This is a genomic window from Enterobacter sp. (assembly GCF_977039595.1).
The window spans coordinates 14,704-28,921 of record NZ_CDRQYH010000049.1 but is presented as its reverse complement, the minus strand read 5'-3'; the positions used below and the strand labels follow the sequence as shown (position 1 = coordinate 28,921).

The window sequence follows — 14,218 nt, the reverse complement described above, 5'->3', positions numbered from 1 at the left end:
ATTGCTGCGCAGATATCGTCAAAGTTAAAGCGCCCTTCTTCCTGCGCCATTTGTGCATAGAACACCACCTGGAACAGCAGATCGCCCAGCTCGCCGCGCAGGTCGTCAAAGTCTTCGCGGGAAATGGCGTCCAGCACCTCATAGGTCTCTTCAAGGGTGTACGGGGCGATGGTAGCGAAAGTCTGCTCTTTGTCCCACGGGCAGCCGTTTTCCGGGTCGCGCAGGCGTTTCATGATGCCGAGCAGGCGGTCGATTTGAGTCATAATTCTGTCCTGATAAAAAAATGCCGGGTGGCGGCGTTGCCTAACCCGGCCTACGGAAGAGGATGTTTAGCCGCCGTGCAGACGACGCGCGTCAATCACATCCGGCACCTGGTTCAGCTTGCCAAGCACGCGGCCCAGCACCTGCAGGTTATAGATTTCGATGGTCATATCGATGGTGGCAAGCTGCTCGCGGGTATCGCTGCGGCTGGCGACGCCCAGCACGTTGACCTTCTCGTTGGCAAGAATGGTCGTGATGTCGCGCAGCAGGCCGCTGCGGTCGTTGGCGGTAACGCGCACCACCAGCGAGTAGCCAGCGGAATAGCTTTCCCCCCAGACCGCTTCCACGATGCGCTCAGGCGCATGGGACTGAAGCTCGGCAAGCTGGTCGCAGTCGGAACGGTGAATTGAAATCCCTCGCCCCTGGGTGATAAAGCCGACGATATCGTCCCCTGGAATTGGCTGACAGCAGCGGGCAATGTGGTGCATCAGGTTACCTACACCCTCAACCACCACGCGGCCATTGTCTTTACTGCGCTGCTGCGGCGCGTAGGTTTTCTGCTGCAGCTGCTTCAGCGCCGCCGCATCCTGCTCTTCCGCGCTTGGCTTATTGAACTGCGCCTGCAGGAAATTCACCATCTGATTCAGACGAATATCACCGCCGCCAATGGCCGCTAACAGCTCGTCAAGCTCGTTGAAGTTGTAGCGCGGCAGCAGGAATTTTTCCGCCTCTTTCAGGCTGATTCCGATATGCTCCAGCTCGTCATCGAGGATCTGACGACCGGCAAGGATGTTCTTGTCACGATCCTGCTTACGGAACCAGGCGTGAATTTTCGAGCGCCCGCGGCTGGTGGTGACGTAGCCCAGGTTAGGGTTAAGCCAGTCCCGGCTCGGGTTGGGCTGCTTCTGGGTAATGATTTCAATCTGGTCACCCATCTGCAGCTGATAGGTGAACGGTACAATACGCCCGCCGATTTTCGCCCCGATGCATCGGTGTCCCACATCGCTGTGGATATGGTAGGCAAAATCAAGCGGCGTAGAGCCGGCCGGCAGGTCGACAACGTCCCCTTTCGGCGTAAAGACATACACCCGATCGTCAAAGACCTGGCTGCGCACCTCGTCAAGCATCTCGCCGGAATCGGCCATCTCTTCCTGCCACGCAATCAGCTTGCGCAGCCAGGCAATGCGGTCTTCGTGGCCAGAACGCGCACCGCCGGAGGTGCCTTCTTTGTATTTCCAGTGCGCGGCAACGCCCAGCTCGGCGTCTTCATGCATCTGTTTGGTGCGGATCTGAATCTCAACCGTTTTACCGCCAGGGCCAAGCACCACGGTATGGATAGACTGGTAGCCGTTCGGTTTTGGGTTGGCGACATAGTCGTCGAACTCATCGGGCAGATGACGGAAGTGAGTGTGTACTATCCCCAGCGCGGCGTAGCAGTCCTGCAGACGCTCCGCCACGATGCGCACGGCGCGCACGTCAAACAGCTCGTCAAAGGCGAGGTGTTTCTTCTGCATTTTGCGCCAGATGCTGTAGATATGCTTAGGCCGACCGTAGACTTCGGCGCGCACGTTCTCTTCTTTCATCGCCTGGCGCAGGCCGCCGACAAACTCCTCGATATAGTGCTCGCGGTCGATACGGCGCTCGTGCAGAAGTTTGGCAATCCGTTTGTATTCCGCCGGGTGCAGATAGCGGAAGCAGTAATCTTCCAGTTCCCACTTCAGCTGACCAATCCCTAAGCGGTTTGCCAGCGGCGCATAGATGTTCGTACACTCTTTGGCGGCCAGCACGCGCTCGTCTTCCGGCGCATCCTTTACCTCTCGCAGGTGGGCAATACGCTCGGCCAGCTTGATGACCACGCAGCGGAAATCATCCACCATGGCCAGCAGCATCCGCCGAACGTTATCGACCTGCTCTGAGGAGACGGAATCGGTATGCGCGGCTTTAAGCTGACGAATGGCCGCCATATCGCGCACGCCGTGGATCAGCGCGACGACGGATTTGCCGACGCTGTCGCGCAGCACGTCTTCGCTGACCACGTCCGCATCCGCGAGGGGGAAGAGCAGCGCTGCCTGCAGCGTTTCGATGTCCATGTTCAGCATGGACAGGATTTCAACCATCTCAACGCCGCGCCACAGGAGAAGATCGGCGTCGGGATGCCCCTGCGTGGTGCGCAGACAATAGGCCCAGGTTTCGGTTAAGCGTTCACACGACTGCTGGCTGGAAATTCCCAGACTTGCGATCCATTTTTGTGGGTCAAACTCCCCAGCTTTATTGAGATGTGCACTTCTTACCGCAACCATTGTCCTCTCCTTTAGGGACCAGGGCCTGTCGAAGTCGACAAGCCAAACAAATTAGATGTGCTCGAACAACACCATCGATTCCAGATGCCCAGTGTGCGGGAACATGTCCAGCATTGCCAGACGCTGAATCTGGTAACCCGCGCTGAGTAATGCCTCGCTGTCCCGGGCAAGCGTTGCCGGGTTACAGGAAACATAGACCACACGCTTCGGCGCGAGTTTAATAATATGTGCCATCACGCCCGGGGCACCGGCACGTGCCGGGTCGAGCAAAATTTTATCAAAGCCCTGCTTTGCCCACGGCTGTTGGGTAACATCGTCCTCAAGATTTTGATGAAAGAATGTCACATTTTGCAAGCCGTTCTGCCGCGCGTTCTCCTGCCCTTTCGCCACCAGCGCCTCAACGCCTTCCACGCCGACGACGCTGGCCGCTTCTCGCGCCAGCGGCAGCGTGAAGTTGCCCATTCCGCAGAACAGATCGAGCACCCGATCGCTTTTCTGGACATCCAGCCACGCCAGCGCTTTCGTCACCATCTGCTGGTTAACGCCATCATTGACCTGAATGAAATCCCGCGGGCTAAACGTTAAGCGTAGCCCGTTTGACGCATACCAGGGCGCCTCACCGGTAACCTGCTCAAGTATCTCGCTTTGTGGTGCCAGGAAAAGCGCCAGGTCGTGGGAATGCGAAAAGCGTTCCAGTTTTTCGCGATCTTTTTTCGACAGCGGCGCGGTGTGGCGCAGCACCATCAGCGGGCCATTGTTTGCCATGACCAGTTCGACGTGCCCGAGATGGCGTACGCCGTCCAGCCCGGAGAGGCAGATGCGCACTTCCGGAAGCAATGCCTCAAGATGGGGCACCAAAATGGGGCATTGCTTCACGTCAACGATGTCGCTGGAGCCGGCCTTGCGAAACCCCATCTCCAGACGATCCGTTTTTGGCTGATAGCTAAGGCTCAGGCGCGCGCGACGACGATAGCCCCAGGGCTCATCGGCAAGAATTTCGTTAACGTCATGTTTGAGCAGACGCGCCAGCGCGCGGCTTTTACTTTTTTGCTGTAATTCTGTGCTCGCATGCTGTTGCTGGCAGCCCCCACAAACGCCAAAATGCGGGCAGCGGGGCTTCACGCGCTCCGGGCTATCGTTGAGACGACGCTTAACCTGTCCGCGCGCGAACTGACGTTTATCTTCCGTCAGCGTAATTTCTGCTCGTTCTGCTGGCAGTAAACCTGTTATAAACAGAGCCTTACCATTGTGACGTGCTACTCCCTGACCAAACGGATCGAGGTCCGTGGCTTCAACAGTAATGATTTCACGCGTCGTCACGCGTCGCTTTGCAGAGTAGAATTGCGCCATCGCCGAGATTTTTCTCACATAAACATAATTATCTTAATTGTCCCATAACGGAACGCCATGACCAACTACAGCCTGCGCGCGCGCATGATGATTTTGATCCTCGCCCCCACCGTTCTCATCGGTTTGCTGCTGAGTATCTTCTTTGTGGTGCACCGCTATAACGATTTGCAGCGGCAGCTTGAGGATGCAGGTGCCAGCATCATCGAACCGCTTGCCGTATCCAGCGAGTACGGCATGAACCTGCAAAACCGCGAATCCATTGGGCAGTTAATCAGCGTACTCCACCGCCGCCACTCGGACATCGTACGCGCCATTTCCGTTTACGACGAACATAACCGGCTGTTTGTCACCTCGAACTTTCATCTCGATCCAGCGGCCCTGAAGATCCCGGACGGTACGCCGTTCCCGCGCCACCTCACCGTATTGCGGCGCGGCGATATCATGATCCTGCGCACGCCGATCGTGTCGGAAAGCTATTCCCCCGATGAGTCCGCGCAATCCGACGCCAAATCCAGCAATAATATGCTGGGATATGTGGCGCTGGAGCTGGATCTCAAGTCGGTCCGGCTACAGCAGTACAAAGAAATCTTTATCTCTGGCGTGATGATGCTGTTCTGCATTGGCATTGCGCTGATCTTCGGCTGGCGCCTGATGCGCGACGTGACGGGCCCCATCCGCAACATGGTTAACACGGTTGACCGCATCCGCCGGGGACAGCTCGACAGCCGTGTGGAAGGCTTTATGCTGGGCGAGCTGGATATGCTGAAAAACGGCATCAACTCGATGGCGATGTCGCTGGCGGCGTATCACGAAGAGATGCAGCACAACGTTGACCAGGCGACGTCCGACCTGCGCGAAACGCTGGAGCAGATGGAGATCCAGAACGTTGAGCTGGATCTGGCGAAAAAGCGCGCCCAGGAAGCGGCGCGTATTAAATCGGAATTCCTTGCCAATATGTCGCATGAGCTGCGCACGCCGCTCAATGGCGTGATCGGCTTTACCCGCCTGACGCTCAAAAGCGAGCTCAACCCCACTCAGCGCGATCACCTGCACACCATTGAACGCTCGGCCAACAATCTGCTGGCGATCATCAATGACGTGCTGGACTTCTCCAAGCTGGAAGCGGGCAAGCTGATCCTGGAAAGCATTCCCTTCCCGCTGCGCAGCACGCTCGATGAAGTGGTGACGCTGCTCGCGCACTCGTCGCACGATAAAGGCCTGGAGCTGACGCTTAACATTAAAAACGACGTGCCGGATAACGTTATTGGCGATCCGCTGCGCCTGCAGCAGGTCATTACCAACCTTGTCGGGAATGCCATTAAATTCACCGAAAGCGGTAATATCGACGTCCTGGTAGAGAAACGCTCGATCAGCAGCAATAAGGTCCAGATTGAAGTCCAGATCCGCGATACCGGCATCGGTATTCCGGAGCGCGACCAGTCGCGTCTGTTCCAGGCGTTCCGTCAGGCGGATGCCAGTATCTCCCGCCGTCATGGCGGCACCGGTCTGGGGCTGGTGATCACCCAGCGTCTGGTGAACGAGATGGGCGGCGATATCTCTTTCCACAGCCAGCCAAACCGCGGTTCAACCTTCTGGTTCCACATTAATCTGGACCTTAATCCGAACGTGCTGACCGACGGTCCGATGACGGACTGCCTGAAGGGCAAGCGACTGGCCTATGTTGAGCCTAACGCCGCAGCGGCGCAGTGTACGCTCGACATATTAAGCACCACGCCGCTGGAGGTGGTCTACAGCCCAACCTTCTCCGCCCTGGCCGTTGAGCATTACGACATCCTGCTGATGGGGATCCCGGTCACCTTTACCGGCGAGCTGACCATGCAGCAGGAGCGGCTGGCGAAAGCCGCGTCGATGACGGACTATCTGCTGCTGGCGCTGCCTTGCCACGCTCAGCTGAATGCAGAAGAGTTAAAAAATGACGGAGCCGCCGCGTGTCTGCTAAAACCGCTCACCGCGACCCGTCTCCTGCCCGCGCTCACGGAGTATTGCCGTCTTAGCCAGCATGCCCTTCCGCTGATTAACGATGAGCAAAAATTGCCGATGAGCGTGATGGCGGTGGATGATAATCCGGCCAACCTGAAGCTGATTGGTGCATTGCTTGAGGACCAGGTTCAGCATGTTGAGCTGTGCACCAGCGGCGCGCAGGCGGTTGAACAGGCTAAGCAGATGCAGTTCGATTTAATCCTGATGGATATTCAGATGCCGGGCATGGACGGCATCCGGGCCTGCGAGCTGATCCACCAGCTGCCGCATCAGCAGCAAACGCCGGTCATTGCGGTCACCGCACATGCGATGGCTGGCCAGAAGGAGAAGCTGCTGAGCGCCGGGATGAACGATTACCTGGCAAAGCCCATCGATGAAGAGAAACTTCATAGCCTGCTGCTGCGATATAAGCCGGGTCATATCGGCGGGACGTACACGGTTTCCAGCGAGCAGGCTGAGGTAAGCGTTAATCAGAACGCCACCTTTGACTGGCAGCTTGCGCTGCGCCAGGCGGCAGGTAAACCCGATCTCGCCCGCGACATGCTGCAAATGCTGGTCGCGTTTCTGCCGGAGATCCGCAATAAGGTGGAAGAGCAGCTGGTGGGTGAAAATCCGGAAGATCTGCTGGACGCGATCCACAAGCTGCACGGCAGCTGCGGGTACAGCGGCGTGCCGCGGCTGAAAAACCTCTGCCAGCTGCTGGAGCAGCAGCTGCGTGCCGGTACGCCGGAATCGGAGCTTGAACCGGAGTTCCTGGAGCTGCTGGATGAAATGGATAATGTGACGCGGGAAGCGATGAAGGTGTTGGGGAGCTAAGGTAAATGCCCGGTGGCGCTACGCTTACCGGGCCTACAATTGCGGGTGCGGCCTGATGCCCTCACCCCGCCCCTCTCCCACAGGGAGAGGGAGAACTACATTCCCTGCCCCACTTTCAGCACCGCAGCGATATTCCTTGCGGTCATCCTGACGTTCTCGCTGGCATTTTCCAGCGCGTCTTCCAGCGAGCAGATGGTGTAGATCACGCTAAACACCGCATCAATGCCGTGATCGTGTACGACGCCAACGTCCGCCGTCAGGCTGCCTGCAATGCCGATAACGGGTTTGTTAAAGCGTTTCGCCACCTTCGCCACTCCCACCGGGACTTTGCCGTGGATCGTCTGGCTATCAATGCGGCCTTCACCGGTGATCACCAAATCCGCATCGGCCACCTGGTCGGCCAGGTGTAGCGCATCGGTCACGATCTCAATGCCCTGGCGCAGCTGCGCGCCGCAAAAGGCGTACAGCGCCGCCCCCATGCCACCCGCCGCTCCGCCGCCAGCAAGGTTTAGTACGTCGATATCCAGATCCCGGGCAATGACTCTCGCATACTGCGCCAGCGCGTTGTCCAGGGTGACGATCATCTCAGGTGTGGCACCCTTTTGCGGGCCAAATACGGCTGACGCACCGTCCTTTCCGGTAAGCGGATTCGTGACATCACATGCAACTTCTATCCGACACTCCGCCAGACGTCTGTCCAGCCCGCTCAGGTCGATACGCGCGAGTTTTCCCAGTTCGCCTCCGCCCTGCCCAAGAGGTTGTTCGCTCGCGTCGAGCAATTTAGCGCCCAGCGCCTGCACCATCCCTGCTCCGCCGTCATTGGTGGCGCTGCCGCCAATGCCAATGATGATATGCTTAACGCCCGCATCCAGCGCATGCCGAATCAGTTCGCCCGTGCCCCAGGAGGTGGTTTTCAGGGGATTACGCTGTGAAGGGACGACCAGCTCCAGGCCGCTTGCCGCCGCCATTTCAATAAAGGCACTCTGCTCGTCACCGGATAAGCCATAAAACCCGTCCACGCGCTCACCCAGCGGGCCGGTCACCGGAACATGCACAATGCGTCCATGCGTTGCCGCGATCATCGCCTCAACCGTCCCTTCGCCGCCGTCCGCAACCGGCAGTTTGACGTAAACCGCCTCGGGAAAGATCTCGCGAAAACCACGTTCTATCGCTGTCGCAACCTCAAGCGCACTCAAACTTTCCTTATACGAGTCCGGTGCGATAACAATTTTCATAAGCCATCCTTACGCATAGTCGTTACGTTAAGCATACACCACGTAAAAGACCGTTCATGGGAGCGGTCCCAATGCGTTTATCGTACCATGCACGGGCGTTTATTGTCGAATGTCCAGTCGGGGATCAGATACTGCATCGCCATCGCGTCATCGCGCGCGCCCAAACCGTGTTTCTGGTACAGCTCATGGGCCTTTATCACCTGGTCCATATCCAGCTCAACCCCCAGCCCCGGAGTGGAAGGCACCTGCACCATGCCACCTTTGATTTCAAACGGCTGCTTAGTCAGACGCTGATTACCCTCCTGCCAGATCCAGTGCGTGTCGATAGCGGTAATCGTCCCCGGAGCTGCAGCGGCAACGTGCGTGAACATTGCCAGCGACACGTCGAAGTGGTTGTTAGAGTGCGAGCCCCAGGTAAGGCCAAACTCATGACACATCTGCGCCACGCGCACCGAGCCCTGCATCGTCCAGAAGTGCGGGTCCGCCAGCGGAATGTCGACAGACTGCAATGACAGCGTGTGTCCCATCTGACGCCAGTCTGTGGCAATCATATTGGTCGCGGTTGGCAGCCCCGTTGCGCGGCGGAATTCCGCCATCACTTCACGGCCCGAGAAGCCTTGTTCAGCCCCGCACGGATCTTCCGCATACGCCAGCACGCCTTTCAGCTGTTTACCAATTTTGATCGCTTCATCAAGCGACCATGCTCCGTTAGGATCCAGCGTCACGCGCGCCTGTGGAAAACGTTTTGCCAGTGCGGTGACGGCTTCCGCCTCTTGTTCCCCGGCCAGCACGCCGCCCTTCAGTTTGAAATCATTAAAGCCATATTTTTCGTACGCGGCTTCCGCCAGGCGCACCACCGCATCCGGGGTCATCGCCTCGTCGTGGCGGAGTCGGTACCAGTCGCATTGTTCATCAGGCTGGCTCTGATACGGCAGCGGTGTCAGCCTGCGGTCGCCGACAAAGAAGAGATAGCCCAGCATTTCCACTTCGCTGCGCTGCTGTCCTTCACCCAACAGCGACGCGACGTTGACGCCCAGATGCTGACCCAACAGATCCAGCATCGCGGATTCAATCCCGGTCACCACGTGAATGGTGGTACGCAGATCGAAGGTCTGCAGGCCACGTCCCCCGGCATCGCGATCGGCAAAGGTGTTGCGCACGGTGTTCAGGACATTTTTGTACTCACCCAGCGTTTTGCCCACGACCAGCGAAATGGCATCTTCCAGCGTCTGGCGGATCTTCTCCCCGCCAGGAATTTCGCCCACGCCGGTATGGCCGGAATTGTCTTTGATAATGACAATATTGCGGGTAAAGAATGGCGCATGCGCGCCGCTCAGGTTCATCAGCATGCTGTCATGGCCCGCAACTGGAATGATTTGCATGGAAGTGACGACAGGGGTCGTAAAGGTACTCATCGTGTAATCCTTTTATCAGTGACGTCCAAAAACAGGGCGCTTACGGTCAAATGTCCAGCCGGGGATAAGGTACTGCATCGGGCCCGCGTCGTTACGCGCGCCGCCCGGTAGCTTTTTATACGCCTCATGGGCTTTATGGATCCGATCCCAGTCCAGCTCCACGCCCAGACCTGGCACATCCGGTACGGCAATTTTGCCATCTATGATTTCCAGCGGATTTTTCGTCAGTCGGGCTTCACCTTCCTGCCAAATCCAGTGGGTATCGATTGCGGTCGGGTTACCCGGCGCCGCCGCGCCAACGTGGGTAAACATCGCCAGCGAAATATCAAAGTGATTGTTCGAGTGACAGCCCCAGGTGAGCCCTCACTCATCGCACAGCTGGGCCACGCGGACTGCGCCTGAGAGCGTCCAGAAGTGCGGGTCCGCCAGCGGTATGTCGACGGCGTTAAGCATCACCGCGTGACCCATTTCGCGCCAGTTGGTGGCGATCATATTGGTCGCGACAGGTAGCCCGGTGGCGCGACGGAACTCAGCCATGACTTCTCGACCCGAGAATCCTTGCTCCGCGCCACAGGGGTCTTCTGCATAGGTCAGGACATCGCCCAGCCCTTTGCACAGGCTAATGGCTTCATCCAGCAGCCATGCGCCGTTGGGATCGACGGTGATCCGTGCATCAGGGAAGCGTTTTTTCAGCGCCCGGGCCGTTTCAATCTCCCGCTCGCCGGGCAGCACGCCGCCCTTCAGCTTGAAATCCTTAAAGCCGTAGCGATCCTGCGCCGCCTCGGCCAGCCGCACCACCGCGTCGCTGGAGAGCGCTTCCTGATGGCGCAGCTGATACCAGTCGTGATCGCCCGCGGTTCGGGCCAGATAGGGGAGATCGGTTTTATTGCGATCGCCAACGTAAAACAGATAGCCCAGCACGGTGACCGCATCGCGCTGTTTGCCGGGACCCAGCAGCTCGCAGACCGGAACACTGAGCGCCTTGCCCAGTAAATCGAGCAGGGCGGCCTCCAGGGCGGCAACCGCGTTGACGCGCAACTCGAACGTCCAGGCACCTTTACCGAACGTATCAAAATCTGCCGACTGATTGCCCTTATGCACCCGCTGAACCACCTTGTTCAGACGGGCGACCTCCTGACCCACTACCTGTGGAATGGCATCAACCAGCGTCTGGTAAATCACCTCTCCACCAGGAGCCTCGCCCACGCAGGTGTTCCCTGCGCTGTCTTTCAGCACGACGATATTACGGGTAAACCAGGCGTTATGCGCACCGCCAATATTGAGCAGCATGCTGTCCTGTCCGGCCACCGGGATGACCTTCATCTCCGTGACGGTTGGACTCGATTGCGTTGTCATCATCCACGCTCCGCTACAGGTTTAAGTTCGACGCGTTTGATATCCCCCACCAGCACCAGGTAACTCAGCACCGCCACCAGCGCATGCACACCTACGTAAATCAGCGCACCGTTAAAGGAGCCGGTGGTGCCGACGATGTAGCCGATAGCGATGGGCGTAACAATCCCGGAGATGTTGCCGAACATGTTGAACAGACCGCCGCTCAGGCCGCTGATCTCTTTCGGTGCCGTATCCGCCATCACCGCCCAGCCCAGCGCACCAATGCCTTTGCCGAAGAAGGCCATCGCCATAAAGCCGATAATCATCCATTCGGCATTGACGTAGTTACAGAACACCATGGTCATGGAGAGCAGCATGCCGAGCACAATCGGCGTTTTACGCGCGATATTCAGTGACCCCGTGCGGCGCATCAGCCAGTCAGAAATCACCCCGCCGAGAACGCCGCCGACGAAGCCGCAGATTGCCGGGACCGAGGCGACAAACCCCGCTTTCAGAATCGACATTCCGCGTGCCTGCACCAGGTAAACCGGGAACCAGGTGATGAAAAAGTAGGTCAAGGCGTTGATACAGTACTGGCCCAGATAGATCCCGATCATCATGCGCGAACCGACGAGCTGCCTGATCTGCGCCCATTTCTGGCTTAACGGCACTTTCGCCGTCGAGGATTTCTGATCCATGTTGATCAGCGCGCCGCCTTCTGCGATGTACTCCAGCTCTTTTTTGTTTACGCCAGGATGCTGGTTGGGTTCGTGGATCACTTTCAGCCAGATAAAGCTGATGACGATCCCGAGTCCGCCCATAAAGAAGAAAACGTGTGACCAGCCCACCTCATGGGTCAGCCAGCCCATAATGGGCGCAAAGATCACCGTCGCGAAGTACTGTGCGGAGTTGAAAATCGCCACCGCCGTTCCCCTCTCCTGCGCCGGGAACCAGGCCGCCACAATGCGGCTGTTGCCCGGGAAGGAAGGCGCTTCCGCTAAGCCCACCAGGAAGCGCAGCGTGAAGAGCGCGACGATAATGCCGAAGCCGCTGAAGATATCGACGAAGCCCTGCAGCAGGGTAAAGGCAGACCAGATGAAGATGGACCAGAAGTAGACCCGTTTCGAGCCAAAGCGGTCGAGCAGCCAGCCGCCAGGAATTTGCCCGATGACGTAGGCCCACGAGAAGGCGGAGAAAACGTAACCCATGCCCACGGGATCAAGGCCGATATCTTTTGCCATTTCCGAGCCGGCAATCGACAGCGTGGCGCGGTCACCATAGTTAAAGGACGTGACGATAAACAGCATCACCACTATCCAGTAGCGGGCATTGGTGCGCTTTTCAGCGCTGCTCGCTGCGTGGCTTAATGAACTCATTGTTGCACTCCTGAAACATAGCTTTCGCCTGGTTCATTCTGTACAGCACCGGTAGGGTAAGCAGAATGAGATTGGTTTTTGTCGTTTTGGTACGGCCTGAAGCCGTTTTATCGTGACCGGAAAAGTATATGAAGGAGTGCCTCTTCACCTCACCGTGCAAAAACACAGTATTAAAGGGCGTGAGGGAGGTTGTTTAGGGCATAAGCCCAGAGGAGTGGAAGGTGGTTCACGGAAATGGCGTTTGGTGCGGAGTGTAATGCCGGGTGGCGGCTACGCCTGACCCGGCCTGGAAAACCCGTAGGCCCGCGCAAGCGAAGCGCCGCCGGGCAGAGTGTTATTTGAGAAGTGAGGCCCAGTTCTCCACCCACGGGTTTGATTCGCTTTCTGGCTCCGGGTGCTCACCCGCATCAATCAGCAGCATCTCGCCGACGCGCTGGGCGCTCTGCTCCTGCAACAGCGCATCGAACTGCTTGCCGCCGCCGCAGAAGTTGGCGTAAGCGCTGTCGCCGAGGGCGATGATGCCGTAGCGAACGTCTGGCTGATAGCCAAGCTGGTCTTTAATGCCCTGGAACAGCGGCACGATGCTGTCCGGCAGATCGCCCTGCCCGGTAGTGGAGGTCACCACCAGAATGTATTTATCTTTATACTTTTCCCAGTCCGCCAGCTCCGGGTCTTCATAGACCGTGGCTTTATGACCCTGGCTTGCCAGAATCGCCTCCGCCTCTTCCGCAACCAGCAGCGAGTTGCCGTACATTGTGCCGACAAAAATGCCTACTTCAGCCATGCTATTTTCCCATAGTGAATGCGCTTACTCTTCATCCTGAACGTTGCCCGATACAAACTCAACCCTTTCATTTTCGTGGAGTTGTCCCAGCCAGCCAAACTGTGACAGCGCCTGCATCCAGACGTCGTCCAGCCCCGCGCGGATAGTCAGCGGCTCGCCGGTAAACGGGTGCATCAAGCTCAGCTCGCTTGCGTGTAACATCAGACGATGGCAGCCAAAGTGTTCGGCCGCGCTGCGGTTCTGGCGCAAATCACCGTGTTTGCTGTCGCCAATAATCGGGTGGCGCAGATGCGCCAGATGGCGTCGCAGCTGGTGCTTGCGCCCGGTTTTCGGCAGAAGCTCGACCAGGCTGTAGCGTGTGGTCGGAAATTTGCTGGTGGCCACCGGCATTTCGGTCGTCGCCATGGCGCGATAATCCGTCACGGCCGGCTGCGGGCCTTTGTCATCCCGGGCAAATTTATCGCCGATTTTGTCCAGCTCCTCCACCAGCGGGTAGTCCAGCGTGGCGGACTCGGTCAGCCAGCCCCGCACGATCGCGTGGTAGCGCTTCTGGATCTTATGTTGTTCAAACTGCTGCGCCAGCAGACGCCCCGCCTCGCTGGAAAGCCCCATCAGCAGCACGCCGGAGGTCGGCCGGTCGAGACGATGGGCGGTAAAAACATGCTGACCAATCTGATCGCGAACGGTCTGCATCACCACCACTTTCTCATCACGATCGAGCCAGCTGCGGTGTACCAGCCAGCCGGACGGTTTATTCACCGCCACCAGCCACTCGTCCTGATAGAGGATCTCAAGCGTCATGCATCTTCACCGGCAAACAGGGAATCCAGTTTTTCCAGTTCGACCAGCATGACGTCGCGCGCAGGATGCGTCGCTTCGAGCGCCATTTCATAATAGGGAGAGACAGCAAACGCCTGCGGCAGCGGATGACCGCCCTCAAGCAGGGCGTGCATGCGCGGAATTAACACCCACTGCAGCCACTCAAACGGGGCCAGCGTATCCAGGCAGAAAGGCTGGGTGCTCGCGAACGCTTCTGGCTGCGGCGCGGTCTCCTGCCACAGCTGATGTTGGCGCAAAAGGGCTTCGATGGCGTGCAACTGAGCACGAACGCTATCGTGTTGCGTCATAGTAACCTCAACTGAAAAAGTGAACGGCGCGCAGCATAGCATTGCGGAAGGCAGAAATAAAAAAAGGGAGCACTGTAAAAACAGTGCTCCCGGTTCGTTCCGCAGCATTCCAGCTACAATTCGTGCTCCCTGCTCATCCGTGACAACTTTTCCTGAAGCCCGAAGGCCTGGTCATCCGTCTACCTTTTGCATCCTTCACACATCTTCCTGACGTGTTT

Annotated in this window: 10 protein-coding genes and 1 pseudogene; 1 reads left to right on the top strand and 10 read right to left on the bottom strand. The window is 57.9% G+C overall.

The features are described 5' to 3' along the window. From ACWYRJ_RS14760 to rlmD, 3 genes are all read right to left on the bottom strand, one after another. On the bottom strand, nt 1–263 hold a 263-nt coding region (locus ACWYRJ_RS14760), incomplete at its 3' end, for a MazG nucleotide pyrophosphohydrolase domain-containing protein (protein WP_455508171.1). A 66-nt stretch (nt 264–329) separates the two neighbouring features. Beyond that, nucleotides 330–2,561, bottom strand: a complete 2,232-nt coding sequence (relA, locus tag ACWYRJ_RS14755) for a GTP diphosphokinase (protein ID WP_008499628.1) — start codon at nt 2,559–2,561, stop codon at nt 330–332. 51 nt (nt 2,562–2,612) lie between these two features. Beyond that, nucleotides 2,613–3,911 (bottom strand): 23S rRNA (uracil(1939)-C(5))-methyltransferase RlmD, encoded by a 1,299-nt coding sequence (gene rlmD / locus ACWYRJ_RS14750; protein ID WP_223580429.1) that lies wholly within the window; start codon nt 3,909–3,911, stop codon nt 2,613–2,615. A gap of 57 nt (nt 3,912–3,968) precedes the next feature. Here rlmD and barA point away from each other — a divergent pair, with 57 nt between their 5' ends. Beyond that, entirely contained in the window at nt 3,969–6,728 is a 2,760-nt protein-coding gene (gene barA, locus ACWYRJ_RS14745) for a two-component sensor histidine kinase BarA (RefSeq protein WP_111965439.1), read from the top strand. Nucleotides 6,729–6,823: 95 nt separating this feature from the next. Here barA and ACWYRJ_RS14740 read toward each other — a convergent pair whose 3' ends face one another. From ACWYRJ_RS14740 to ACWYRJ_RS14710, 7 genes and pseudogenes are all read right to left on the bottom strand, one after another. Continuing rightward, nucleotides 6,824–7,963 (bottom strand): glycerate kinase, encoded by a 1,140-nt coding sequence (locus ACWYRJ_RS14740; RefSeq protein WP_455508170.1) that lies wholly within the window; start codon nt 7,961–7,963, stop codon nt 6,824–6,826. A gap of 77 nt (nt 7,964–8,040) precedes the next feature. Further along, nucleotides 8,041–9,378, bottom strand: coding sequence for a glucarate dehydratase (gene gudD / locus ACWYRJ_RS14735; RefSeq protein WP_455508169.1), 1,338 nt, complete (start codon nt 9,376–9,378; stop codon nt 8,041–8,043). Nucleotides 9,379–9,393: 15 nt separating this feature from the next. Beyond that, a pseudogene (locus ACWYRJ_RS14730) lies at nt 9,394–10,734 on the bottom strand (enolase C-terminal domain-like protein). Next, complete coding sequence (gudP, locus tag ACWYRJ_RS14725) at nt 10,734–12,089, bottom strand: galactarate/glucarate/glycerate transporter GudP (RefSeq protein ID WP_455508168.1); 1,356 nt, start codon at nt 12,087–12,089, stop codon at nt 10,734–10,736. Before gudP ends, ACWYRJ_RS14730 begins: the two are co-directional and overlap by 1 nt. Before the next feature lie 334 nt (nt 12,090–12,423). Further along, nucleotides 12,424–12,873: a flavodoxin gene (locus ACWYRJ_RS14720; RefSeq protein WP_008499636.1), complete on the bottom strand. Its 450-nt coding sequence runs from the start codon at nt 12,871–12,873 to the stop codon at nt 12,424–12,426. Nucleotides 12,874–12,897: 24 nt separating this feature from the next. Beyond that, nucleotides 12,898–13,674: a tRNA pseudouridine(65) synthase TruC gene (gene truC, locus ACWYRJ_RS14715; protein WP_455508167.1), complete on the bottom strand. Its 777-nt coding sequence runs from the start codon at nt 13,672–13,674 to the stop codon at nt 12,898–12,900. Next, on the bottom strand, nt 13,671–14,000 hold the full coding sequence (locus ACWYRJ_RS14710; protein ID WP_047173524.1) for a YqcC family protein: 330 nt from the start codon (nt 13,998–14,000) through the stop codon (nt 13,671–13,673). The genes truC and ACWYRJ_RS14710 overlap by 4 nt, the downstream gene beginning before the upstream one ends. Nucleotides 14,001–14,218 lie beyond the last annotated feature (218 nt).